Here is a 25,088-nt window from a genome sequence, read left to right as displayed (position 1 = left end):
CCCCCCGCCGCAGCGACTCGGCGACGCGGTCGGCCTGTACCGGCTTGCGCACGTAGTCGGTCACGCCGAGGTCGAACGCCTCGGCGGCGCGGTCGTCGTACGCGGTGACGAACACGATCGCGGGTGGCTTGGCGAACCGGGCGAGCAGCCGGGCCAGCTCCATCCCGTCCAGGCCGGGCATCCGGATGTCGAGGAACACCGCGTCGACGTCGGTGTCGCGCAGTACCCGCAGCGCCTCGGTCGCGTCCGTGGCGGTGGTCACCTTCGCCACCCGCGGGTCCGCGCGCAGCAGAAAGGCCAACTCGTCCAGGGCCGGTGGTTCGTCGTCGACGGCGAGGACCCGCAGGCTTGCCGGCGCAGTCTGGGGATAGTCGACGGCCGCGTTCACGTCGCGCTCCGGGCCCGTACCACCGGATGGAACTTCGGTATCCGCATGCTCACCTTCGTCCCGGCGCCCGGCGCGGTCTCGACCACGAGTCCGAACTCGTCGCCGAAGACCGACCGCAGCCGGTCGTCCACGTTGCTCAGCCCCACGTGCTGGCCGGATTCGGTCGCCTCGTCCTCGGCCGAGGCCGGCCCGCCGAGGACCGACGGGTCCATGCCCACGCCGTCGTCCTCGACGGTGAGGTGGCACTCGGCGCCCGCGTCGAGGGCGACGATGCTGATCATGCCGACCCCCGGCTTGCGCGACAACCCGTGCCGGACGGCGTTCTCCACCAGGGGTTGCAGGCACAGGAACGGCAGACCGACCGGCAGCACCTCGGGGGCGATCTGCAGGCGTACCTGTAGCCGCTCGCCGAACCGGGCCCGCTCGATCGTCAGGTACCGGTCGATCGAGCGCAGCTCCTCCGCGAGGGTGGTGAACTCACCGTGCGCTCGGAACGAGTACCGGGTGAACTCGGCGAACTCGAGGATCAGCTCCCGGGCCCGCTCCGGGTCGGTACGGACGAACGACGCGATCGCCGTCAGGGCGTTGTAGATGAAGTGCGGGCTGATCTGGGCGCGCAGGGCGCGTACCTCGGCGCGGGCGAGCCGGGCTCGCGAGGAGTCCAACTCTGCCAGTGCGAGCTGAGCCGCGACCCAGCGCCCGGTCTCGACGGTCGCCTGTACCAGCCCTGGAGCGACCGGTCCGTGACTTACCGCGACCAACGCGCCCTGGGTGCCGCCCCGGTCGATCGGTACCACGACCGCACCGCGCACCACACAGTCGACCAGGTCACAGGGGAGTTCATCGGTACCCAGCACGACCGACCGCCCCGCGCTGACGACCTTCGCGACGGCCGCCTCCAACTCCGCCCGGTGGTGGTCGCCCTCGCCGTCGAAGGCCAGGATCCCGTCGGCCGAGGCGATCGCGAAGCCGACGGCGCCGGTGAGGGTACGCAGGTGGCGTACGGCCTTGCCGGCCGCAGCCGAGCTGAGGCCGGCCTGGAGCGGTTCGGCCGCGAGGGCCCCGATGTGCAGCACCTCGTAGGTGGCGCGCTGGGTGGCGGTGGCGATCCCCCGTCGGGCCCGCAGCCGCACCACCGCGTACACCGCGCCGACGAGCGCGGCGAGCAGCGCCAGGACCGCCAGCGCGGCCGAGAGGTTAGCCAGCACGGCTGGATAGTCACCCGCCCGCCGCGATCGGCACAACCACCGTCAGGTCAATAACCCCGGGGCTCAGTACGCGCCCTTGCGGCGCAGCACGGCTCCGACGGTGCGCCACAGCGTGTGCAGGTCGAGCACCAGCGACCAGTTGTCGACGTAGTACAGGTCGAGCCGGACGGCGTCGTCCCAGGACAGGTCGCTGCGACCGGAGACCTGCCAGAGCCCGGTGATGCCGGGGCGTACCAGCAGCCGGCGGCGCACGTCACCGAGGAAGTCGCCGTCCTCCGCGGGCAGCGGGCGTGGCCCGACCAGGGACATCTCCCCGATCAGCACGTTGATGAGCTGAGGAAGCTCGTCAAGGGAGGTGGCGCGGAGGAACTTGCCGACCGGGAACACCCGCGGATCGTTGCGGATCTTGAAAAGGAGACCGTCGGTCTCGTTCATGTCCTCCAGCTCCGCGACCCGTTCCTCGGCGTCGGTGTACATGGTCCGGAACTTCCAGACCCGGAAGGTGCCGCCCTCCCGACCCACCCGGGCCTGTCGGAAGAAGACCGGGCCGGGGTCGGAGATCCGGATCGCGACGGCGATCGCGATGAACACCGGCAGCAGGACGACCAGGCCGATGAGCGCCACCATCCGGTCGATGAGGTTCTTGAAGAGCCACGCCAGACCGGAGAGGGTCGGCTCTTCGACGTAGAGCAGCGGCAGGCCCTCGACGGGGCGGATGTGCACCCGGGGGCCGGCGATGTCGGTCAGCTGCGGCGCCACGACCAGGTCGACGCCGGTACCCTCCAGCTGCCACGCGAGGCGCCGGAGCTCGCCCGGCTCGGTGCTGGCCGAACCGCACACCGCGATGGTGTCGGCGCCCAGTTCACGGACCAGCGCGACCACGTCCCGCCCGGCGAAGACCGGCACCGGGGGCTCCTTGCGCTGGGTCGTGTACCCCTCGGTGGCGTGGATGCCCACCGGTACGAGTCCGGCCTGCGGGCTGCGGGTGATGGTGGAGTAGACCTCCATCGTCTCCGGCACCGTGCCGACCAGCAGCAGCCGGTGCGTGGCCAGGCCGTTGCCGCGCGCCAGGTAGAGCACCTTACGGGCGAGGTACCGCAGGATCAGGATGAAGACGAGCGCGCCGACCAGCGCGATGCCGACCGAGAGCCGCGAAAGGTCCGTCTTGGTGGCGAAGGCCAGGAACGACACGATCGCGATCATCGTCCAGGAGGCGCGGAACACCTGCTTGAACTCGTCCGTGCCGACACCGGTGTAGCGCCGGTCGTAGGAGCCGTGTGCCCACAGCACGACCAGCCAGCCCAGCGGCAGCAGCACGTACTTGATCAGACTGAACAGGCCCAGGTTCTGCTGGAAGCCGGAGGCCGACTGGCCGAGAGTGGAGCTGGCGGTGAAGCTGGCCAGCGCGACGGCGACGTAGTCGAACACGACCAGCAGGCCCGCGTAGGAGCGGTACCAGGTGGCGCGGCGGCGGGTACGGAACCACGCCGACCGGGGGATCCCGTTGGACGTCTGTGGCGCCTCGGGGATGATCTCGAAGCTGTCAAGCTCCCGCACGTTGGTTCTCCGGCTCGGTCCGCTCGCCGGACGTTGCAGGCTCGTGGTCACTTGGGTGTCCTCCCGGGCCACGGCGAACCTAGGCCAAGGGGAACGGTCCGACCGGTACCCTTGCCCGCCCGTGCGTTCATACAACCCATCACTGAGCGTCGATTCCGCCGCTGAGGCGACAAATCGTTCACGGCGCCCCTCAGTGTGCTTTCTCGTAGGGGACGATAGGTGACGACCGACCGACACTAATGGCTCGTAGTCTCGGTTGTCGAGGCCCTCGTACCCGTCTTCGCGCTCCGTTCGACCGGCGTGACGCTTCCGTTATCCAGCTCGCCGGAAACGGTACCAGGGTCGACAATCCGACCACGCTCCGTGACCAAGCTCACACCCACGAGCGCGGACAGGCCGACCACCGCCACCAACAGCGGTACCGCCGCGCCACCGGCCGGTTGCCACGGTCCGGCGAACGGGTTCAGCGACGCGTCGAGTCCACCGGAGAACCGGGTGATGGCCCGGGCCAGCGCGTACAGGTGCACCGGCACGGTGGCCACGACGAGCGCGAGCGCCAGCCACCGTGGACCGTCGCCGCGGCGGTACAGCGCGGTGAGCAGTACCACCCCCACCGCCGTGGGCAGCGCGTACCGCCCGTGCGCGAACCAGCCGCTCAGCGGCGCGAAGTGCCAGTCCAGGGCGACCAGCAGCGCCGCGCAGAACGCGAGCAGGCCGGCGACGACCAGCCGCAGCCGCCACCCGGACCGCACCAGCGCCGGTACCACCACCGCGGCCAGCAGCAGGTACCAGAGACCGATCGCGGCCGGCGAGATCGTGACCTCGCCGTACCCGAACTGGCCCACGACCTGGCGTAGGTAGAACGGCACCCGGTCGGAGAGGATCCGGCCCGCGAGATCACCGCCGATCCCGCGCTCCGGGATGGCGCCGGTGTCCGCGCCGCCCGATCCTGCCATCCAGGCCACGACGACCACCACCCCGACGAGGCCGAAGCCGCCCAGGATCGCGCGCGCGGACCGGGAACGCCACAGCTCGACCACCCGGCCCCGGCCGGCCAGCAGCGCGCAGGCGGCGACGTCGACGGCGAGCAGGACCGGGCCGAGTTGGCGCACGGTCAGCAGCAGCGCCGCGGCGATCCCGGTGAGTACCAGCAGCCGGCGGGTCACCACACCGCGCAGCAGCGCCGAGAGCGCGACGAACAGCAGCACCCCGGCGGCGATCTCGATGCCGTTGGGGTTGACCGAGCCGTTCAGGTTCATCGCCATCGGGGTGGCGACCAGCGCGACGCCGGCCACCAGCAGGCGGCTGCGCAGCCGTACCGCCGTCGCCACCGCGGCGGCCAGCAGCAGCGCCGAGACCAGCGCGGACACCAGCCGGGCCAGCACGACGCCGGTACCGTCGGGGCTCACCAGCAGCGGCAGCCCGACCGGCAGGTAGTACACGGGGGAGTACCGCGCGGCGGCGCTCGGGACCCGGACCGTCTCCCGGCTGCCGGTCGGGGTCTGGCAGTCCGCCGGCCCCCGGTTCTTCTCCCCCACGGCGCAGTTGACGTTGCCGGGGAGCAGGCTCGCCGGTACGTCGAAGCCCTCACTGCCGAACGTGGTGCCGTCGGACGCGGGGCCGTCGGGGAGCCAGTGGCCGGTCACCACGGCGTAGGCCCGCACGACGTGGTGCTTCTCGTCGTAGGTCCCGTTGACCGGCAGCGCGAGCGCCCACGACGCCGACATCAGGAAAAACGCGGCGAACGCAAGCAGGAAGACCCGGCGTGGGTGCGGCACCCCGACAGGGTACGGCTACCGGACGAGGCGGGACAGCCGGCGGTCCGCGAGCGGCTTGCCCCCGGTCTGGCAGGTCGGGCAGTACTGGAGGCTCGAGTCGGCGAACGACACCTCCCGGATCGTGTCGCCGCAGACCGGGCAGGGCAGGCCGGTACGGGCGTGCACCGCGAGCCCCGACCGCTTCTCGGACTTCAGCGTGGCCGCCTTCTGGCCCACCGAGCGCTCCACCGCGTCGGTCAGCACCTCGTGGGTGGCCTCGTACAGCCGGGCCATCGCCTCGTCGGGGATCCGGTCGGTGATCGCGAACGGCGACAGCTTCGCCCGGTGCAGGATCTCGTCGGAGTACGCGTTGCCGACGCCGGCGAGCACCGACTGGTCGGTCAGCACCCCCTTGACCTGCCCGCGCCGGCCCCGGATCCGATCAGCGAACACGTCCGGCGGGGCGGTCAGAGCGTCCGGACCCAGCTTCGCCACCCCGGGCACCAGCGCGGGGTCGGGAACGAGGTAGACCGCGAGCTTCTTCTGGGTACCGGCCTCGGTCAGGTCGAAGCCCGAGCCGTCGTCGAGGCGTACCCGCAGCGCGATCGGCCCCTTGCCGGGCTTGAGCGGGGTGGTACCGGGAAACTCCTCCCGGTACTGCAGCCAGCCGGCCCGCGCGAGATGGACGACGAGATGGAGACCGCCGTCGAAGACGACGTCCAGGTACTTACCGTGCCGGGTCGCGTCGGTGACCTCGGCGCCGGCCAGCGCGCCGGCCGGCGGGTCGTACGTCTTGAGCGCACTGATGGCGGACACCTCGGCGCGGTTCACGCGGCGTCCGACCGCCCGCTCGCGCAGGTAGGCGGCGAGGGCGGTGACCTCGGGGAGTTCGGGCACCCGTTCAGTCTGCCCGAGATCACGGCGCTGCCGTAGGCTCATCGTCGCCATGAAGCCCGGTCTGAAGGTCGTCGTCGCGCACAACCGGTACGCCGCAGCTGCGCCCTCCGGCGAGAATGTCATCGTCGACGCCGAGATCGCGCAGCTACGCGCGGCCGGCGTCACCGTCGCCCCGTTCCTGCGCAGCTCCGACGAGATCGGTGGGCTGCCGGCCGGGCAGAAGGCGCTGCTGCCGCTGTCCCCGATCTACAACGGCCCCTCGCAGCGCGCGCTCGCCGAGCTGCTGCGCACCGAGAAGCCGGACGTGCTGCACCTGCACAACCCGTACCCGCTGCTGTCGCCGTGGGTGGTCCGCACGGCGCACAAGCACGGCGTACCGGTGGTCCAGACCGTGCACAACTACCGGCAGGTCTGCGCACCCGGGCTGTACTTCCGCGACGGCCACGTCTGCCACGACTGCCGGGGCCGGGCGTTCGGCCTGCCCGCGATCCGGCACGCCTGCTACCGCGGTTCCCGCCCGCAGAGCGCGATCATGGCGACCACCCTGGCGGTCCACCGGGGCACCTGGCGGTCGGTCGACCGGTACGTCGCCCTGACCTCGGCCATCGCCGACCACCTGCGCGACTACGGCATCCCGGCCGACCGGATCAGCGTCAAGCCGAACGCCATCCCCGACCCGGGGCAGCCCGCCGGTACGCCCGGCTCCGGCTTCCTGTTCGCCGCCCGGCTGTCCCCGGAGAAGGGGCTCGGCCTGCTGCTCGACGCCTGGCTCGGGCACGCCGAGGGTGAGCTCGGCACGCTGCGGATCGCCGGCGACGGCCCCCTGCGCCCGCTCGCCGAGTCGGTCGCGGCCTCCCGCGCCGACGTGACCTACCTCGGCCCGCTGGACCGGCCCGCCACGCTGGCCCAGATCGCCGCCGCGGCCTGCGTCGTGGCGCCGTCCGCCTGGCACGACGTACTCCCCACGATCATCCTGGAGGCCCTCGCCTCCGGGCGGCCGGTCCTGGGCACGACCATGGGCGGGATCCCCTACCTGGTCGGCGACGCCGGCTGGGTCGTGGAGCCGGAGGCGGGCGCGATCGCCGCCGGGCTCAAGGCCGCGCACGCGGCTGCGGCCGGTCTCGCCACAACCGCCAGACGACGGTACGAGCAGAGCTTCGCCCCCGACGTGCTGGTCCGGAAGCTGATCGACATCTACGGAGAGGTAGCGAAGTGACGAACAGGCTCGCGGTCGGCGCCGGCGCCGTTCTGGCGCTCGCGTGCGCGGTCGTGGAGTTCGCCCACAGCCACTCCGCGCTGTACGCGTCGGGGGCCCTGGTCGCCGGTGCGCTCGCCGCCGCGATCGCCTGGTTCGTCACCACCCTGCCCGGTCTGACCCTGCGCGGCCTGGTCACCGGCGGCTTCTTCGTACTCGCCGGGATGCTGAGCTGGACCTCGCTGGGGTACGCCCGCTGGCTGGTCTGGCCGCTGCTGGCGGTGGAGGGGGTCGTCTTCGCCGTCTGGTCCTGGCCGTGGCTGCGTGACCTGCGGGTGTCGTCCCGGCTCGGCACCACCTGGCTGGGCGTGGCGTACTGGATCCTCGGCGTGGTCGGGGCACTGCTCGCCGTCCGGCTCGGGATCGGGGCGCAGCGGCTCGCGTACGCCGGGGTCTTCGGCCTCGCGGTGCTGGCCGTGATCGCCAGCGCGCGCCGGGACCGGGGCCGTGACCTGTCGGTCGGCATCGCCGGCGCGTTCGCACTGGCGATCGCGCTGCTGTTCGTGTCCGGTTCGGGCAACCTGTTCCAGCACCGGCACGTCGTACCGCCGAGCGGCTGGGGCACCGAGGTGATGGTGCACCGGTTCTGGGGCGGCCCGTGGCTGCTGTACCACCCCAACTCACTGGCCCTGATCGCGATCGTGGTGGCCACCCGGATCGGGGTGGACCGGGCGTTCGCGGTGTGGCAGCGGATCGCGGTGACGCTGCTGGCCGGCGGGGTCGTGTACGTCACCAACTCCCGTACCGGCTTCATGTACTTCGGCGTCGCGGCGGTGGTCCACGGGTACCTGCTGCTGCGCCGACGCGGCGACGGCCTGCCGGAGTACCGGCGGGTCTGGGTCGCGGCGGCGGTGCCGTTCGTGGTGCTCGCGCTCGTGCTGGTGGCCTCGGGCGGGAAGGGCTTCCTGTTCAAGGAGCGCTACGCGGGCGCCGACATCACCAGCGGCCGTACCGACACCTGGCGGCAGGTCGGGCGGGAGTGGGTGGACGGGCCCGTCGCCGAGAAGCTCTTCGGCGACACGAAGACGGTCCGGGCCGTGGTGCACCGCGCCGACGACGGCCACCTGGCCGGCGAGAAGCCGCTCGACCTGACCACCGACAACGCGGCCGTCGGCGCCCTGCGCCGCGGTGGCGTACTGGGTGAGCTGGCCTTCCTGCTCGGCCTCGGCCTGCTGCTCGTACACGCCTGGCGGGGCACCCGGGACGGGCGGAAGGCGCCCGCCTGGCTCACCGTGACCGCCGTCGGGGCGGTACCGACGATCGCCACCGCCGACTGGCTGCTCGGCGGTACCGGCGGCACCCTCTGGATCCTGCTGGTCGCCGGCGAGGCCTGGCTGGTTCTGCGCCCCGCCCTCGCTGGGCAGCACTCCGAGCCCGAACACGCCCTCGTTCCATGATCCTGAAGGATCTCCGTGTCCCGACGCGGAGAATCCTTCAGGGTCATGCGGGAATGGCGGCGGGCTCTTCCGGCTCCCCGGAGCGGTCGGGCTCGGGCTCGCCCAGGTAGCGCAGCGAGTACCGGTACAGGCCGACCATCACCATCAGCCCGGCGGCCGCACCGGCCGTCAGGCCCCAGGCGGCGCCTTCCAGCCCGCGCGTGCCGGCGCCGACCAGCAGCCCGATGATGCTCGTGGTCGTGAAGACCACGTACTGCAGGAACAGCATCCGGGCCCGGTGCATCGCCCGCAGCGCCGCCGTGAACGGCACCTGGACCAGGTAGACGGCGGCCTGCAGGGCCATCGGCAGGGCCAGCTTGGCGATGTCGGCGAACTTGTCGAAGCGCCCCAGCACGAACACGGCCAGCGGCCACACCACCAGCACCATGACGACGGCCAGCGCGGTGAACGCCAGCGCCAGCTTCCGGGTCAGCCGGCGCAGCTCGGTGGCGGCGCGTACCCCTTCGTCGGCCGGCCGGGCGGCGTCCCGGGCCAGCCGGGAGGCCCGCGGTACGACGAGCCCCTGGACGGCCGTCACGAAGTTCTGTACCGGCTGGAGCAGAGCCGTCTGCGCACCCCGCAGGCCGGACAGGGCCACCGGATTGAGCTGGTGGCTGACCAGGAAGGTCACGGCGAGCACCTGGAACTGCCCGATGACCGCGGTCGCGCTGAACCAGCCGGACAGGTGCCGCGTCTCGGCGACCCACCGCAGCGGCCTGCCCTGCCAGGGGCGGTGGCCGGTGCGGAGCAGGTACCCGGCCGCACCCACGGCCGCACCGAGCCCCCAGCAGACGAACAGTCCGCCGGCGGTAGGCACCCCGGCGAGCAGCAGGACCGTTACCGCGACCGCCTGCGTACCGACCGCGACCAGGTCGTTCGCGAGAGCCTTCGCCGGCTGCCGGTCGGCTAGGTAGCTGGACCGCCCGGTGTCCTGCAGCAGCAGTACCGGCAGGAACGGTGCGACCCAGATCAGGTCGGTCAGGTTGACGTCGCCGCGCGGCCAGAATGCCCAGAACCCGAGCAGCACGACGGCGGAGACGGCCGCGAACGCGGTGGCGGTGGCCAGGCCGTTGCGGACCAGGCGGTCGCGGCGCTCACCGTCGTACCGGGAGGCGAGCGCCAGCAGCACATCGCCGACGAACGCCCGGTTGAGGTACATGACGACGTAGGCCAGCGCCAGCGACTGCAGCATGACGCCGGAGCGATGCCGGTCCAGCAGCAGCAGCGCCAGTAGGGTGTTGCCCGCGTTGGCGCAGGCCACCACGAACTGGTCGGCCAGCCCGGCGCCCACCCGGCGCACGCCGCGCACCCCGATCAGCCCCGGTTCAGGCTCGCCCGGGCGGACGCCACCACGCTGGCGAGCAGGAACCCGCCGTTGACCAGGGTGAACGCGGCCATCAGCCAGACCGTCCAGGCCGGTACCAGGGCGAGCGTCAATCCGATCACGGTCACCACGGCACCGTAGTCGCGCACCAACTTGATCAGGCGAACTGCGGTTGAACGGCTGGTGACGAGGCTGGCGGCCGCCGCCCCCTGCTGGAGCGCGGAGGTGACCAGGTTGACCATCCAGGTACCGGCGAACGCGGCGACCAGCCAGGTCGGGGTGTCCGGGTCGTAGGCGTGCGCGACGCTCGCCACCGCCGCGACCAGCGCGATCTGCAGCGCGACGTCGCACAGGATGTCGAGCCGGGCACCGGCGGGGCTGGCCTGGCCGGTCACCCGGGCCAGCTGGCCGTCGGCGCAGTCGAGCGAGTACGCCAACTGCCACAGCACCAGCGCGACCAGCCCGATCAGCAGCGCCGACACCCGGCCGCCGGCCATCGCCGGGGCGGCCAGCACGACCAGCACCGCGGCGGCGAGGCCGAGGACGAAGTTGGCCAGGGTCAGCGCGGTCGGCGGGAGCCCGAGGCGCTCGGCCGCCACCGACAGGTGCGCGCCGATCCGCTGGTTGATCGTCTCGGTGAAGAGCCCCCCGCCCCGGTTGCGGGCCAGGAAGTCGGCCGCCGTGTGCCGGGTCGCTTGAGCCGTGGCGGTCACCGGTGGCCGTCCAGCGCGTTGGCCCGGTCGAGGTCGGGCTCGAAGTCGACCTCGACGCAGCCGTAGCGGGAGATGTCGACGGCCGTGACGCGCAGGCCGGCCTCCGCGATCGCGGTCTCCAGCCCGTACTCGAAGTACTCGTTGTCCGGGCAGCTTTCGAGGTGCTCGACGAGCACGGCGCGGTCGGCCGGTGCGATGTAGTTGATCCCGACCGCCTCGCCCAGCCCGCCGACGACCTTCTTGGACAGTTCGCGGACGTACCCGTCGCCGTCGAGGGTGTACTTGACCTCTTCGTCGGCGACGCTCGCCGTGTTCACGGCGACGAGGCTGCGGCCGGCCTCGATGTGCGGCAGCAGCGCGTCGAGCAGGCCGGGTACGAACACGACGTCGCCGTTGAGCCACAGCACCCCGCCGGGCGGGGCCAGCCGCAGCGCCTTGAGCAGGCTCTTGGCGGTGCCGGTCTGGTCGTACAGCTCGTTGTAGACGAACGCGGCGTCCGACGCGGCGGCCTCCATGATCAGATCCATCTTGTACCCGACCACGATCGTGACGTGCGGGCGCGGATCGAAGGTCTTCGTCAGATGGTCCAGCTGCTGGCGCAGGATGCTGCGCCCGTCGGCCAGCGGGGTCAGCGGCTTCGGGTGGGGACGGCCGAGCCGGGTGCCCAGGCCAGCGGCCAGGATCACCACGTTGATCGCCACGTGGTACTTCCCTTCACGTCGAGACGGATGTCCGTCCCCCATCGGACGCGAGGCAGGATATCGCGTGGCGGGATCGGGCCGGTACCGGTCACCAACTGGTCGACAGCGGCTTCCCCTCGGCGTACCCGGCGGCGCTCTGTACCCCGATCAGCGCACGTTCGTGCAGTTCGGCGAGGGAACGGGCGCCCGCGTACGTGCACGCGCTGCGGATGCCGGCCACGATCTCGTCGATGATGTCCTCGACGCCGGGACGGCGCGGATCGAGGTACATCCGGGAGGTCGAGATCCCCTCCTCGAACAGGGCCTTGCGGGCCCGGTCGTACGGGGTCTCGTCCGAGGTGCGGCGGCTGACGGCGCGCGCCGAGGCCATCCCGAAGTTCTCCTTGTACAGCCGGCCGTCGGCGTCGCGCTGCGGGTCGCCCGGCGACTCGTGCGTGCCGGCCAGCCAGGAGCCGATCATGACGTTGGAGGCGCCTGCCGCGAGCGCCAGGGCGACGTCCCTCGGATGCCGTACCCCGCCGTCCGCCCAGACGTGTCCGCCCAGCTCCCGGGCCTGCTGCGAGCACTCGAGGACGGCGGAGAACTGCGGACGCCCCACCCCGGTCATCATCCGGGTTGTGCACATCGCGCCGGGCCCGACGCCGACCTTCACGATGTCGGCGCCGGCCGCGATCAGGTCGCGTACCCCGGCCGCCGTGACGACGTTGCCGGCCGCCACCGGTACCGCGGGCCGCAGCGCCCGGACCGACCGCAGCGCGGAGATCATCCGCTCCTGGTGGCCGTGCGCGGTGTCCACGACCAGGACGTCGATGCCGGCGGCCAGCAGCTTGTCGGCGCGGCCGGCCACGTCGCCGTTGATGCCGATCGCGGCCGCGACCCGCAGCCGTCCGTCGTCGTCGACGGCGGGGCGGTAGAGGGTCGCCCGCAGGGCGGCCTTGCGGGTCAGGATGCCGACCAGCGCGCCGCTGTCGTCGACGACCGGCGCCAGCCGGTGGTGGCCGGCCTGGAGGCGCTCGAAGGCGTCCTCGGGGACGATGTCCGCCGGCAGCGTGAGCAGGTCGCGGGACATCACCGCGCCGAGCTGGGTGAAGCGGTCGACGTCGGCACAGTCGTACTCGGTCACGATGCCGACCGGGCGGCCGTCCTCCACGACCACGACCGCGCCGTGGGCCCGCTTGGGCAGCAGCGCGAGGGCCTGCGAGACGGTGTCGCCCGGGCTCAGCGTGATCGGGGTGTCGTGTACCAGGTGGCGGCGCTTGATCCAGCCCACCACGTCGGCCACGACGTCGACCGGGATGTCCTGCGGGATGATCGCGAGGCCGCCCCGGCGCGCGACCGTCTCCGCCATCCGCCGGCCGGCGACGGCGGTCATGTTGGCGACCAGGAGCGGGATTGTCGTACCGGTGCCGTCGCTGCTCGACAGGTCGACGTCGAGGCGCGACTCCACGCTGGAGCGGGAGGGCACCATGAAGACATCGTCGTAGGTCAGGTCGTACGCGGCCTTGGACAGGAACTGCATGCTGTCCAGTATTGCCAGGTCCCCGGGTGCATCCCCGGGCACCTCCGGCGAGTCGCCCGTCAGAGGACTCCGGCGAGGCGGCCGCGATATCCGTGAATCGAAAGTCTTGAGTGTTCATCGCCGGGACGGGACCATGTCTGTACCAATGTGAGGGGGATTACACCATGCAGGTACGTGACGCGATGAGCAAGGTGGTCCTGAGCGTGGGGCCTGGGCACACGCTGCGTCAGACGGCTCAGTTCATGTCCTCCCGCAAGGTCGGTTCGGCGGTGGTGCTCGACCCGGACGGGTCGGGGCTCGGCATCGTCACCGAACGAGACATCCTCAACGCCATCGCCGCCGGGGGAGATCCCGACCGCGAGGAGGTGGGCCCGCACATCACCTGGGACGTGGTGTACGCCGGGCCGACGTGGACGCTGGAGGAGGCGGCGGCAGCGATGATCAAGGGCGGTTTCCGCCACCTGGTCGTCGTGGACGACGGCGAGGTGCTCGGCATCATCTCGGTACGCGACGTGGTGCGCGTCTGGTCCCAGAACCCGTCGACGGTGCCCGCCTAGCACCGGCCTTCCGCCCGGGCTTGACAAAATCGATCAACTACAGGTCGTACCCTTTAGAGCCATGACCTCCGCGCAGCTCATCTCATTCGCCCGTGGCGCCCCGTCCCTGGACATCGTCGACATCGACGGCCTCAAGGCCGCCGCCGTCCGCGCTTTCGAGGCCGACCCGGCCGGTGTCACCGCGTACGGAACGTCCGTGGGCTACCTCCCCTTGCGTCAGTGGATCGCGGACAAGCACGGCGTGGCCGCCGACCAGGTGATCGTCACCAATGGCTCGCTGCAGGCCGACGCGCTGCTGTTCGAGCACCTGGTCAGCGCCGGTGACGACGTGATCGTGGAGAAGCCGACCTACGACCGGACCCTGCTCAACCTGCGCAATCTCGGCGCGAAGGTGCACCAGGTCACCCTCGACAAGGACGGGCTCGACGTCGAGGAGCTGCGCGCGCTGCTCGAGTCGGGGGTACGGCCGAAGCTGGCCCACATCATCCCGAACTACCAGAACCCGGCCGGCGTCACGCTGAGCGCCGACCGCCGGCGCGCCCTGATCGCGCTGGCCGAGGAGTACGGGTTCACGATCTTCGAGGACGACCCGTACGCGGACATCCGCTTCCGGGGCGAGAAGCTGCCGTCGATGCTGGAGCAGGACACCGCCGGCACCGTCGTCCACGCCAGTTCGTTCACCAAGACGGTCTGCCCGGGCGTGCGCGTCGGTTACCTGGTCGGGCCGAAGGACCTCATCGCCACGATCGCCAAGCGGGCCACGAACCTGTACATCTCGCCCGGCATGGTCTCCGAGGCGATCGTGCACCAGTTCTGCGTCTCGGGTGACATCGACCGCTCCATCGCGAGCGTCAGTGCGGCGCTCGGCGAGCGGGCCCGGCTGCTCGGCGCGGCGCTGCGGGAGCACATCCCGGACGCCCGCTTCACCGAGCCGGACGGCGGCTACTTCCTGTGGGTGGAGCTGGCTGACGACGTCGACGTCGACAAGCTCGTACCGGCGGCCACCGCGCGCGGAGTGGCGGTCGTCAAGGGCAGCGACTTCCTGCTGGAGGGCGGCAAGCACGCGCTGCGGCTGGCGTACTCGGCGGTCACGACGGACCAGATCGACGAGGGTGTACGTCGGCTGGCGGCCGCCGTGGCGGAGGTACGCGAGCAAGGCTGACACCAAAACGTGATGTGAAGGGGTTTCCCCGCCCGGGTCGGATGGATCACAATCCTGCCGCGCGGTCATTACTCGACCTGCGCTGACAGGCTTCACCCCCGCCCCCACCGGCACCGGGCGGGCCGTCCCCGCTTACCCCCCACCTGCGGACGGCCCGCCCGGTGCACACCCTCCGATGCGTCGTGGTGGCAGCGTCCAGACCGACGAACGTCTGGAGTAGTGCATGGTCCACGACGACGGCACCGGCCGTAGCCTGTCCCGCGCGCTCGCCGCGCCCGTCCGCCGCGCCATGGACCGGATGCGTAGCGCCGCGCCGACGGTGGAGATCACCGACGTCACGACCGGTCATCACAGCGGAGTGGTCGACTGCGCGCTCTACGTCGACGGGGTGCGCCAGCCGGGTGACTGGAACTACCGGGACGCGCTGACCGCGGCCCGCGGTACCCGCGACGCCTTCGTCTGGCTGGGGCTCAAGGAGCCCGACGCGCACGAGCTGGCCGACATCGCCGACGCCTTCGACCTGCACGAACTTCCGGTGGAGGACGCCGTGAAGTCGCACCAGCGCCCGAAGGTGGAGCGCTACGGCGACATGACGTTCGTGACCATGCGGACCGCGCGGTACATCGAGCACGCCGAACTGACCGAGACCAGCGAGGTCGTCGAGAGCGGCGACGTCATGATGTTCATCGGCGAGCACTTCATCATCACGGTGCGACACGGCGACGCCGCCCGGCTGGCTCCGGTACGGGCCGGGCTGAACGACAAGCACGACCTGCTCAAGCAGGGCCCCTGGGCGGTCGCGTACGCGGTGTACGACCTGGTCGTGGACATCCTGATCGAGGTCGCGTCGGCGATCGAGGAGGACATCGCGATCGTCGAGGACAGCGTCTTCGCCCGCCAGGGCGGCAGCGGTCGGATCCAGCGGATCTACCAGCTCAAGCGGGAGCTGATGGAGTTCAAGCGGGCGGTCCTCCCACTGCAGCGCCCGCTCGCCGGTCTGGCCAGCGGGCAGTTGGCCAACGTGCCCGCCGAGATCCGCCGGTACTTCCGCGACGTCAACGACCACCTGACCCGTACGGTCGAGCAGGTCATGTACTTCGACGACCTGCTCAACTCGATCCTGCAGGCGCGGCTGGCCCAGGTGACGGTGGACCAGAACAACGACATGCGCAAGATCGCAGCCTGGGCCGGTATCGCCGCCTTCTGGACCTTCGTCACGGGCATCTACGGCATGAACCTGGACATGCCCGAGAAGGACTGGAAATACTTCTACCCCGTGCTACTGGCGCTGATGGTCGCCATCTCGCTCGGGTTGTACCGGGCCTTCCGGCGCTCCGGCTGGCTGTAGACCGACCGGCCGACGTGCTCCGGGAGGAGCGCGGCGCGCTCCTCCCGGACAAAGTTTTCCCCGGGCGCTACGGGTGCCCGTTGCGCGAGCCGCTCGGGCCGCTCGGGCCGCCGCTGAACGAACCGGCCGCACCCGACGAGGGCGGCGAGGTGTCGGAGGCGCCCTTCATCTGCCCCATCACGTCGGACGCCTTCTCCTTGGCGGTGTCCGTCATCGACGACGCGGCTGGCCGGGCCGTGTCCGTGACCGACCGCGCCCGCTCCGTCAGGGTGTTGCCGACCGAGCCGTACTCGTCCCACTTGCGCTGACGGCGGCGCGAGAGCAGTGCGCTGACGGCACCCAGCGCCACACCCGCGATCATCAGGCCCCCCACCATCCTCGGCAACCGCCTGGTGCTGGCCTTCGGCTTCCTACCGGTTGCCCGGCGCGCCATGCCGCCCGCCCTGCGCGCACCGTCGCGCGCCGCGTCCATCGACTTGTCGACGGTCGGCTCGATCATCCGTTCCCGCACCATGTCGATCCGGGGGGCGATCATCCCGGCGGCCGAACCCGTCGCGTGGGCCGCGGCCATCCGCAGGTGATTGATCCCCTTGCCGAGTTCCTCGCGCATCATGACGTTCTGCGTCTTCACCTGACGCCGTCCAAACACAGTCCCACCTCCAGTGCCGGCGAACACTCGTACCCCCTCGCATTACCCAGCGGCGGAGGAGAAGAACCTGTTTTCGCTGGTCCACAGTGATCTAGACCCGGTGGGCGGCGGTCGATCGCGCACCTGGCGCCCACGAGCGGCGCGGCAGCGGGGCCGGAGGTACGGTAATCGCTGACGATCTTCACACGAAAGGGAGCATTGTGGCCGAGCGCATATTCGCGACGTTGCACACGAACGTCGGGCCGATCCGGGCCGAGCTCTTCCCCGATCACGCGCCGAAGACCGTGCGGAACTTCGTCGGCCTGGCCGAGGGTACGCAGGAGTACACCGACCCGCGCACGCGCCAGCCGGGCAGCGGTCCGTACTACGACGGCACGGTCTTCCACCGGGTCATCAGCGGGTTCATGATCCAGGGAGGCGACCCGACCGGCACCGGCACCGGCGGTCCGGGGTACACCTTCAACGACGAGATCCACCCGGACCTGCAGTTCAACCGGCCGTACCTGCTCGCCATGGCGAACGCCGGCACCCGCGGCGGCCAGGGCACCAACGGCTCGCAGTTCTTCATCAGCGTCGGCCCCACCACCTGGCTCAACGGCAAGCACACCATCTTCGGCGAGGTCGCCGACGACGAGTCGCGCAAGACCGTGGACGCCATCGCGGGTACCCAGACCGACCCGCGGGACCGTCCGCTGCAGGACGTCGTCATCGAGCGCGTCGAGATTGAGCGGACTCAGTAGTCTTGCTCGCATGACACAACCCCCGTCCGTCGGGGTGCCGGCGTGCTACCGGCATCCGTCACGGGAGACATACGTCCGTTGCAATCGCTGTGACCGGCCGATCTGCCCCGACTGCATGCGCGAGGCGTCGGTCGGTCACCAGTGCCCCGAGTGCGTCACCGAGGGGCGGCGCACCCAGCCGTCGGTCCGCACCGCCTTCGGCGGGACCGCGGCCGGCCACCGGGGCACGGTGACCAAGGTCCTGATCGCGATCAACGTCGCCGTGATGCTCATCGGCGTGTTGCTCAGCGGCACCGGCGCCCTCCTCGGCCGTGGGCTCTTCACCGGCTCGAGCCTCGTCCATTACGTCGGCGCGGTCGTCGGCCCCAACGTGGTGCTCCAGTCGGCCGGCGGCAGCCAGACCTTCCCCGGTATCGACAACGGCGGCTGGTACCGCCTGATCACCGCCATGTTCATCCACTACGGGCTGCTGCACCTGCTGATGAACATGTGGGGGCTGTGGATCCTCGGCCGCCAACTCGAAGCCGTGCTCGGCCGCGGCCGGTTCCTGGCGCTCTACCTGCTCGCCGGGCTCGGCGGCAACGTCGCGGCCTATCTGTTCAGCCCCGACGCGCTCTCGGCCGGCGCCTCGACCGCGATCTTCGGCCTGTTCGCCGCGTACGCGATCATCGTCCGTCGGCTCGGTGGAAGCCTCGCGGGCATCCTGCCGATCCTGGCGATCAACCTGTACATCACGTTCTTCTTCCCGGGCATCTCCAAGGCCGGCCACCTCGGCGGTCTCGTCGTCGGCGCGATCGTGGCCGCCGGACTGGCGTACGCGCCGCGCGGTGCCCGTACCCGGGTACAGGTCGCCGTCCTCGCCGGGGTGCTGGCGCTGCTCGGGTTCCTGACCCTGCTCGGCCCCAGCCTGCACGCCTGAGGCCGCAGCGGGAGGATCAGGAAGACGGGCGCCAGACCGCGCCGTGGAGCAGGTCCTCGGCGCCCAACCAGATGAAGTTCATCAGCCGTGCGGCCGTCCGCCCCGGGTCCTCCCCGGGGCGGTCGGCCAGCCAGTCGGCCATCGACTCGGCCGCGCCCACCAGCGCGTACGTCACCGGCTCCAGGTGCTCCGGGCCGCTCGGCCCGCCGGCCGACTCCACCGCCCGGGCCAGCAGCCCGCTCACGATGTCGATCATCCGGCCGCGCATCTCCGCCCACTCGCTGGCGAACGGCTCCAGGCCGCGCGACTGCCGGTAGATCATGTTCCAGCCGTCGCGACGCTCACCGACGAAGGAGAAGAAGCCGCGCAGGCCGTTCCACAGTTGCTCGTCCGGTCGGGTACTCGACCCCACGGCGCCGACCACCGCCTCGACCATCCGGGTCGCCTCCCGGTGCAGACACGCCCTGAACAGGTCCTCCTTGGTGCCCAGGTAGGCGTACACCATGGGTTTGGAGATCCCGGCGAGCTCGGCGATGTCGTCCATGGAGGCGGCGTGGAAGCCCTGCCGACCGAAGACGGAGACGGCGGCGTCGAGCATCTGCTGTTCGCGTACGGCGCGCGGAACGCGCTTGGAGGTGACGGGTCGCACCTTGCCAGCTTACCTACTCGCCCGTAAGGTTACGCACGAGTAAGGTATCAGCCACAGAGGGGTTCCCATGACGGACATCACCGGCCTCGACTTCGCCACCGTCGAGCCCAAGCAGTTCGCCCAGATCGTCAAGCAGACGAAGGACTCGGAGATCTCCGAACTGCTGCAGGGCGAGCACCGCAAGCAGATCCTCGACGCGATCTTCGCGAAGTTCCCCAGCCTGTTCCGCGCGGACCGGGCCGGCTCCACCAACGCCGTCATCCACTGGAACGTCGGCGGCGCCCCGGACGGCGGCGTGAGCACGTACGAGCTGGTCATCTCGAACGGCACCTGCACGCTGTCGCCGACCCCCGAGCACGACCCGAAGCTGGCGATCACCGTGGGCCCGGTCGACTTCATCAAGGTCGTCTCGGGTAACGGCAACCCGATGATGATGTTCATGACCGGCAAGCTGAAGGCCAAGGGCGACCTGGGCCTCGCCGCGAACATCGCCAACCTCTTCGACATCCCGAAGGCCTGAGCCATGCCCGAGTTCTCGCTCGATCTGAACGAGGAGCAGCGGGATCTGCGCGACTGGATGCACGGCTTCGCCAGCGAGGTCGTGCGCCCGGCCGGCGCGGAGTGGGACGAGCGCGAAGAGACGCCCTGGCCGATCATCAAGGAAGCGGCCAAGATCGGGCTGTACGGCTTCGAGTTCCTCGTCAACTCCTGGTCCGATCCGACCGGCCTCTCGCTGTGCATCTCGAATGAAGAGCTGTTCTGGGGCGACGCCGGGATCGCCATGTCGATCTTCGGCACGCACCTGGCGGTCGCAGCCATCTACGGCTCCGGCACCCCCGACCAGCTGGTCGAGTGGGTGCCGCAGTGCTTCGGTGACGCCGACGACCCCAAGGTGGCCGCGTTCTGCACCACCGAGCCGCAGGCCGGCTCGGACGTCAGCTCGATGCGTACCCGCGCCCGGTACGACGAGGCCACCGACGAGTGGGTGATCAGCGGGCAGAAGGCGTACGCCACCAACGGCGGCATCGCCAACGTCCACGTGGTGACCGCGAGTGTCGACCCGGAGCTGGGCTCGCGCGGCCAGGCCGGCTTCATCGTGCCACCCGGCACCCCGGGCCTCGACGCCACCAAGAAGCTGAAGAAGCTCGGCCTGCGCGCCTCGCACACCGCCGACGTGTTCCTCGACGAGGTGCGGGTGCCCGGCAGCTGCCTGCTCGGCGGCAAGGAGGCGCTCGACGAGCGGCTGGCTCGGGCCCGGGAGGGCCAGCGGGCCAGCGGCCAGGCAGCCATGCGTACGTTCGAGCTGTCCCGGCCGGCCGTCGGCGCCCAAGCGCTCGGCATCGCCCGCGCGGCGTACGAGTACGCGCTGGAGTACGCCAAGGACCGGGAGCAGTTCGGCCGGAAGATCATCGAGAACCAGGCCATCGCGTTCGCGCTCGCCGACATGAAGATGGAGCTCGACGCGGCCCGACTGCTGGTATGGCGTGCGGCCTGGATGGGGCGCAACAACCGGGTGTTCGAATCCGGTGAGGGCTCGATGAGCAAGCTCAAGGCCGGCGAGGTGGCGGTCGCCAACGCGGAAAAGGCGGTCCAGATCCTCGGCGGCGCCGGTTTCGTTCGTGACCATCCAGTTGAGCGCTGGTATCGAGACGCCAAGATTTATACCATCTTCGAAGGGACCAGCGAGATCCAGCGACTGGTGGTCTCTCGGGCGATCTCGGGCATGTACATCCGCTGAGTGCCCGGGTCACGGGGGGCTCCATCACGAACATCGATGAATGGTGGGCACGGGTTTACCGTGGGGGCACCACGAGCGATAGGCAGATGACGTGCAAGCAGCCTTCCTGATCCGGACGTTGGCTAGACGTGGCCTACTCAGCCCGGGGCGGCCCGACAGGGTCGCCCGCCAGCTCAATGCGTTGCGCCGGTGGGGGTTCACCCTCACCGGCGAGATGCGTTCGGCGGCCGCCCGCGATCCTCGGCGAGTGGCGGTCATCGACGAGACCCGCTCGGTCACGTACGGCGAACTCGCGATGAACGCCCGGCGGCTGGCCAACGGCCTGCGTGCCGGGTACGGCCTGGCCGAGGGCGACCGCCTCGGCCTGCTGTGCCGCAACTCCGTGTCGATGTTCGAGTCGATGCTGGCCGCGGGGATGATCGGCGCCGACGTGGTCCTGGTCAACACCGGACTCGGCCCCGGCCAGCTCGAGAACGTCCTGCACAACCAGCAGGTGAGCGTGCTCATCCACGACGACGAGTTCTTCGAGATGGTGTCGGCCGTTCCGCCGTCCGTCGCCCGGGTCAGCGCCGACGGCGACGCCGGCCGCGAGACCCCGACCGTGGCCGGACTGATCGAGCGCTCCCCTGACGACGACGGACCTCCGCCGGAGCAGACGGGTCGAACGATCGTGCTCACGTCGGGCACTACGGGTACCCCGAAGGGCGCCCGCCGGCCGATCCCGCCGAGCTTCAGCCCGCTCGCCGCGGTGATCTCCCGGATCCCGATGTCGGTCGGCGAACGGATCTTCATCGCCGCCCCGCTCTTCCACACCTGGGGGTACGCGGGGCTGCAGATCGCCCTGGCGCTGCGAGCGACCGTCGTGCTGCGCCGGCGGTTCGAGCCGATGGACACGCTCGCCGCGATCCACGAGCACCAGTGCACCGCGCTGCTGGCGGTGCCGGTCATGCTGCAGCGGATGCTCGACGCCTCGCAGGGCCGGCGGATCCACACCCCGCTGCGGGTCGTGGCGACCAGCGGCTCGGCGATGCCCGCGCCGGTGGTCCTGCGGTTCATGGACGTCTTCGGTGACGTGCTCTACAACCTGTACGGGTCGACCGAGGCGTCGTGGGCGAGCATCGCCACGCCCGACGAGCTGCGCGCCGACCCCACCTGCGCCGGGCGATCGCCCGTCGGCACCAAGGTGCTGATCCTCGACCCGAACGGCAACCCGTTGCCGCCGCAGAAGGTCGGCCGGATCTTCGTCGGAAACGACATGCTCTTCGAGGGCTACACCGACGGCGGCAACAAGGAGTGGCGTAACGGGCTGATCGCGACCGGCGACATCGGCCGCGTCTCCCCCGAGGGTCTGGTCTACGTGGACGGTCGCGAGGACGACATGGTGATCTGCGGCGGGGAGAACGTGTACCCCTCCGCGGTCGAGAACGCCATCGCCGAGCTGCCCCAGGTCCGCGACGTGGCCGTGGTCGGCGTCCCGGACCGGGTGTACGGCCAGCGCCTGGCCGCCTGGATCGTGCTCTACCAGGGCGAGCAGCTCGACTCCGAGGGCGTACGCGAGTACGTACGCCGAACGGCGGCCCGGTTCAGCGTGCCGCGGGACGTCCACTTCGTCGCCGAGCTGCCCCGAAACGCGACCGGCAAGATCATGCGTCGGTACCTGGCGCCCAGCGCGCCGACGAGCCCGGCACCGGCGGGTCCCGCGCAGGCTGGCCCGGCACCAATGCGCCAGGCGCCGACTCACCAGCCGCCGACCCACCAGCCGCCGACGAGTCCCCGATCGTCGTACCGGGCGCCGATGAGCCCGCCGCCGCGACAGCCCGACCCCCGCTCGGCGGCCGACTCCAACGACGTCACGATGCACCTGCCGCGCATCGAGGACTGACTTCCCGATCTTGGAGAGTTCGGCACCGGTACCGGTGTCGGACTCTCCAAGATCTACTAAGGCACGGCGATCTCGCCGCGCTCCGCGGCCAGCGCGATGTCCCGGCGATGATGCGAGCCGGCCAGCCCGACCCCGTCGACCAGCGCATAGGCGGCGTCCCGGGCGGCTTGGAGGTCACCACCGGCGGCGGTGCAGCACAGTACCCGTCCGCCGGCGGAGACGAGGGCGCCGTCGTCACGGCGGGCCGTACCGGCGTGGATGACGCCGGGCACGCCGTCGGCGCCGGTGATCACGTCTCCCTTGCGGGGCGTACCGGGGTAGTTCTCGGCCGCCACCACCACGGTCACCGCCGAGCCGTCGCGCCACCGCAGCGGCGGGTGTCCGCCCAGCGCACCGGTCGCGGCCGCGTACAGCAGGCCGGCCAGGGGCGTCTCCAGCAGAGCCAGTACGACCTGGGTCTCCGGGTCACCGAACCGGCAGTTGAACTCGATCACCTTCGGCCCGTCGGCGGTGATCGCCAGCCCGACGTACAGCAGCCCGGCGAACGGCGTGCCGCGCTCGCGCATCGCCGCCAGGGTCGGGTGCACCACGGAGGCCATGACCTCGTCGACGAGGCCGGCGGGCGCCCACGGCAGCGGCGCATAGGCGCCCATGCCGCCGGTGTTGGGGCCGGTGTCGCCCTCACCGACGCGCTTGAAGTCCTGAGCCGGTACCAGCGGCAGCGCAGCCTCGCCGTCGGTGACCGCGAACAGCGATACCTCGGGTCCGGCGAGGTACTCCTCGACCACGACCCGGCCGCACCCGGCGGCATGCTCGAGCGCCGCCCCCCGGTCGGACGTGACCACGACGCCCTTACCCGCGGCGAGCCCGTCGTCCTTGACCACGTGCGGCGCCCCGAACTCGTCGAGCGCGGCGGCCACCTCGGCCGGGCTCTCGCAGACCCGGGACCGGGCCGTCGGCACGCCGGCCACGTCCATGATCTCCTTGGCGAACGCCTTCGACCCCTCCAGCCGCGCCGCCTCGGCCGACGGCCCGAAGCAGGCGATGCCCTTCGCCCTGATGGCGTCAGCTGCGCCGGCCACCAGCGGCTGCTCGGGGCCGATCACGACCAGGTCGGCCCGTACCTGTACGGCCAGGCCCGCGACGGCGTCGGGATCGCCGGCGTCGACCGGTACCAGCTCGGCCAGCGACTCCATCCCGGGGTTGCCCGGGGCACAGACCAGCGAGGTGACGGACGGGTCGACGGCGAGAGCGGTGGCGAGGGCGTGCTCACGCCCGCCGGAACCGATCAGAAGGACACGCACAACGCGATCGTACGGTCGGTGCTCAGAGCAGCGGGTGGCGGACCACGTTCTCGTCGCGCCCCGGCCCGACGCCGACCGCGCTGACCCGCGCCCCGGACAGCTCCTCGATCCGCTCGATGTAGCGGCGCGCGTTCTCGGGCAGCTCAGCCTCGGTACGGCACTTGGAGATGTCCTCGTCCCAGCCGGGCAGCTCCTCGTAGATCGGCTTGGCGTGGTGGAAGGCGGTCTGCGTCATCGGCATCTCGTCGACCCGCTCGCCGTCGATCTCGTACGCCACGCAGATCGGCACCTTCTCCAGGCCGCTCAGCACGTCGAGCTTGGTGACCACGAAGTCGGTGACGCCGTTGACCCGCGCCGCGTACCGGGCGACGACCGCGTCGAACCAGCCGCACCGGCGCTCCCGGCCGGTCGTCGTCCCGTACTCCCCGCCGACCTTGAGTAGGTGCTGGCCGTTGGCGTCGAACAGCTCCGTCGGGAACGGGCCCGAACCGACCCGGGTGGTGTACGCCTTGGCCACGGCGATGACCTGGTTGATCCGGGTCGGCGGGACGCCGGAGCCGACACAGGCACCACCTGCGGTCGGGTTGGACGAGGTCACGAACGGGTACGTGCCGTGGTCCACGTCCAGCAGCGTGGCCTGGGCGCCCTCCAGCAGTACCGTCTTGTCCGCCTCGAGGGCCTTGCCCAGGATCAGCCGGGTGTCGGCGATGTACGGGCGCAGCCGCTCGGCGTACCCCAGGTACTCCTCGACGACCGCATCGACGTCGATCGGCTTGCGGTTGTAGACCTTGAACAGGATCTGGTTCTTCTCCCGCAGCACCAGCTCCAGCTTCTTGCGGAAGATGCCCGGGTCGAGCAGGTCCTGCACCCGGATGCCCATCCGGGCGATCTTGTCGCCGTACGCCGGCCCGATGCCGCGCCCGGTGGTCCCGATCCGGGACGAGCCGAGGTAGCGCTCGACCACCCGGTCCAGCGCCCGGTGGTGCGGCATGATCAGGTGCGCGTCGGTCGAGATGAGCAGCCTGGTCGCGTCCACGCCGCGCTCGGCCAACCCGTCCAACTCGCTGAGGAGCACCTTCGGGTCGACCACGACCCCGTTACCGATCACCGGTACGCAGCCCGGCGTCAGCACCCCGGACGGGAGCAGGTGCAGGGCGTACTTCTGCCCGTCCGGCGTGACCACGGTGTGGCCGGCGTTGTTGCCGCCCTGGTACCGCACGACGTAGTCGACGCGCTCTCCGAGCAGGTCGGTAACCTTGCCCTTGCCCTCGTCGCCCCACTGCGCGCCGATCAGCACGATCGCTGGCATTTGAGTTCCGCCTTCCGCGGGGTCGGTGCCGCTCCGGCCGCGGCCGGGCCCCGGGGTGCAAGGCTAACAAGGAGGC

The 25,088-nt window shown here is 71.0% G+C and carries 23 protein-coding genes; 10 read left to right on the top strand and 13 right to left on the bottom strand.

The genetic code is table 11. The features are described 5' to 3' along the window. From Pme01_RS09845 to Pme01_RS09825, 5 genes are all read right to left on the bottom strand, one after another. Positions 1–388, bottom strand: a 388-nt coding sequence (locus tag Pme01_RS09845) for a LytR/AlgR family response regulator transcription factor (protein ID WP_239088112.1), incomplete at its 3' end; no start/stop codon positions are given. Beyond that, positions 385–1,596 carry a sensor histidine kinase gene (locus tag Pme01_RS09840; RefSeq protein WP_168113744.1) on the bottom strand — a complete coding sequence of 404 codons (1,212 nt, stop codon included), beginning with the start codon at positions 1,594–1,596 and terminating at the stop codon, positions 385–387. The genes Pme01_RS09845 and Pme01_RS09840, both read right to left, overlap by 4 nt. A 63-nt stretch (positions 1,597–1,659) precedes the next feature. Further along, positions 1,660–3,153, bottom strand: coding sequence for a sugar transferase (locus tag Pme01_RS09835; RefSeq protein ID WP_168113743.1), 1,494 nt, complete (start codon positions 3,151–3,153; stop codon positions 1,660–1,662). 236 nt (positions 3,154–3,389) lie between these two features. Further along, on the bottom strand, positions 3,390–4,931 hold the full coding sequence (locus Pme01_RS09830; protein WP_168113742.1) for a DUF2142 domain-containing protein: 1,542 nt from the start codon (positions 4,929–4,931) through the stop codon (positions 3,390–3,392). Between the two features lie 15 nt (positions 4,932–4,946). Continuing rightward, entirely contained in the window at positions 4,947–5,807 is an 861-nt protein-coding gene (locus Pme01_RS09825) for an Fpg/Nei family DNA glycosylase (protein WP_168113741.1), read from the bottom strand. A 61-nt stretch (positions 5,808–5,868) separates the two neighbouring features. On the opposite strand from Pme01_RS09825, the gene Pme01_RS09820 reads away from it, so the two are divergent. Next, positions 5,869–7,023, top strand: a complete 1,155-nt coding sequence (locus Pme01_RS09820) for a glycosyltransferase (protein ID WP_168114075.1) — start codon at positions 5,869–5,871, stop codon at positions 7,021–7,023. Then, positions 7,020–8,459, top strand: coding sequence for an O-antigen ligase family protein (locus tag Pme01_RS09815; protein WP_168113740.1), 1,440 nt, complete (start codon positions 7,020–7,022; stop codon positions 8,457–8,459). Before Pme01_RS09820 ends, Pme01_RS09815 begins: the two co-directional genes overlap by 4 nt. Before the next feature lie 43 nt (positions 8,460–8,502). Here the strand turns inward: Pme01_RS09815 and Pme01_RS09810 are convergent, their stop codons facing one another. The 4 genes from Pme01_RS09810 to Pme01_RS09795 form a co-directional block, all read right to left on the bottom strand. Then, complete coding sequence (locus Pme01_RS09810) at positions 8,503–9,798, bottom strand: MATE family efflux transporter (protein ID WP_168113739.1); 1,296 nt, start codon at positions 9,796–9,798, stop codon at positions 8,503–8,505. Between the two features lie 14 nt (positions 9,799–9,812). After that, entirely contained in the window at positions 9,813–10,535 is a 723-nt protein-coding gene (locus Pme01_RS09805; protein WP_168113738.1) for a CDP-alcohol phosphatidyltransferase family protein, read from the bottom strand. Next, positions 10,532–11,236 (bottom strand): phosphocholine cytidylyltransferase family protein, encoded by a 705-nt coding sequence (locus Pme01_RS09800; RefSeq protein WP_168113737.1) that lies wholly within the window; start codon positions 11,234–11,236, stop codon positions 10,532–10,534. Before Pme01_RS09800 ends, Pme01_RS09805 begins: the two co-directional genes overlap by 4 nt. An 88-nt stretch (positions 11,237–11,324) precedes the next feature. Then, entirely contained in the window at positions 11,325–12,755 is a 1,431-nt protein-coding gene (locus Pme01_RS09795; RefSeq protein WP_168113736.1) for a GuaB1 family IMP dehydrogenase-related protein, read from the bottom strand. A 164-nt stretch (positions 12,756–12,919) separates the two neighbouring features. Here Pme01_RS09795 and Pme01_RS09790 point away from each other — a divergent pair, with 164 nt between their 5' ends. From Pme01_RS09790 to Pme01_RS09780, 3 genes are all read left to right on the top strand, one after another. Further along, a complete protein-coding gene (locus Pme01_RS09790; protein ID WP_168113735.1) occupies positions 12,920–13,312 on the top strand; it encodes a CBS domain-containing protein in 393 nt (130 codons plus the stop codon). 61 nt (positions 13,313–13,373) lie between these two features. Continuing rightward, entirely contained in the window at positions 13,374–14,474 is a 1,101-nt protein-coding gene (locus Pme01_RS09785; RefSeq protein WP_168113734.1) for an aminotransferase-like domain-containing protein, read from the top strand. Positions 14,475–14,697: 223 nt separating this feature from the next. Then, positions 14,698–15,822, top strand: a complete 1,125-nt coding sequence (locus Pme01_RS09780) for a magnesium and cobalt transport protein CorA (RefSeq protein WP_168113733.1) — start codon at positions 14,698–14,700, stop codon at positions 15,820–15,822. 67 nt (positions 15,823–15,889) lie between these two features. Here the strand turns inward: Pme01_RS09780 and Pme01_RS09775 are convergent, their stop codons facing one another. Next, positions 15,890–16,471 carry a YtxH domain-containing protein gene (locus tag Pme01_RS09775; protein ID WP_168113732.1) on the bottom strand — a complete coding sequence of 194 codons (582 nt, stop codon included), beginning with the start codon at positions 16,469–16,471 and terminating at the stop codon, positions 15,890–15,892. A 200-nt stretch (positions 16,472–16,671) separates the two neighbouring features. Between Pme01_RS09775 and Pme01_RS09770 the strand changes: the two genes are divergently transcribed. Continuing rightward, entirely contained in the window at positions 16,672–17,211 is a 540-nt protein-coding gene (locus tag Pme01_RS09770) for a peptidylprolyl isomerase (RefSeq protein WP_168113731.1), read from the top strand. 10 nt (positions 17,212–17,221) lie between these two features. Then, a complete protein-coding gene (locus Pme01_RS09765) occupies positions 17,222–18,130 on the top strand; it encodes a rhomboid family intramembrane serine protease (RefSeq protein WP_168113730.1) in 909 nt (302 codons plus the stop codon). A 16-nt stretch (positions 18,131–18,146) separates the two neighbouring features. Here Pme01_RS09765 and Pme01_RS09760 read toward each other — a convergent pair whose 3' ends face one another. Further along, the gene (locus tag Pme01_RS09760; protein ID WP_168114074.1) at positions 18,147–18,728 is read right to left on the bottom strand and encodes a TetR/AcrR family transcriptional regulator; all 582 of its coding nucleotides are present in this window, start codon (positions 18,726–18,728) and stop codon (positions 18,147–18,149) included. A gap of 118 nt (positions 18,729–18,846) precedes the next feature. Here Pme01_RS09760 and Pme01_RS09755 point away from each other — a divergent pair, with 118 nt between their 5' ends. The 3 genes from Pme01_RS09755 (at position 18,847) to Pme01_RS09745 (ending at position 22,399) form a co-directional block, all read left to right on the top strand. After that, positions 18,847–19,299 carry an SCP2 sterol-binding domain-containing protein gene (locus Pme01_RS09755; protein WP_168113729.1) on the top strand — a complete coding sequence of 151 codons (453 nt, stop codon included), beginning with the start codon at positions 18,847–18,849 and terminating at the stop codon, positions 19,297–19,299. A gap of 3 nt (positions 19,300–19,302) precedes the next feature. Next, the gene (locus tag Pme01_RS09750) at positions 19,303–20,517 is read left to right on the top strand and encodes an acyl-CoA dehydrogenase family protein (protein WP_168113728.1); all 1,215 of its coding nucleotides are present in this window, start codon (positions 19,303–19,305) and stop codon (positions 20,515–20,517) included. Between the two features lie 91 nt (positions 20,518–20,608). Then, positions 20,609–22,399 carry an AMP-binding protein gene (locus tag Pme01_RS09745; RefSeq protein WP_168113727.1) on the top strand — a complete coding sequence of 597 codons (1,791 nt, stop codon included), beginning with the start codon at positions 20,609–20,611 and terminating at the stop codon, positions 22,397–22,399. Positions 22,400–22,455: 56 nt separating this feature from the next. On the opposite strand, the gene purD is transcribed toward Pme01_RS09745, so the two are convergent. Beyond that, positions 22,456–23,703, bottom strand: coding sequence for a phosphoribosylamine--glycine ligase (gene purD / locus Pme01_RS09740; protein ID WP_168113726.1), 1,248 nt, complete (start codon positions 23,701–23,703; stop codon positions 22,456–22,458). 22 nt (positions 23,704–23,725) lie between these two features. Further along, complete coding sequence (locus tag Pme01_RS09735; protein ID WP_168113725.1) at positions 23,726–25,012, bottom strand: adenylosuccinate synthase; 1,287 nt, start codon at positions 25,010–25,012, stop codon at positions 23,726–23,728. Positions 25,013–25,088: the final 76 nt, after the last annotated feature.

Origin of the sequence: Planosporangium mesophilum (genome assembly GCF_016863255.1) — a bacterium.
Taxonomy (GTDB): Bacteria; Actinomycetota; Actinomycetes; order Mycobacteriales; family Micromonosporaceae; genus Planosporangium; species Planosporangium mesophilum.
Note: the sequence above shows the minus strand (reverse complement) of the source record. Positions and strands in the feature narration are given on the sequence as shown.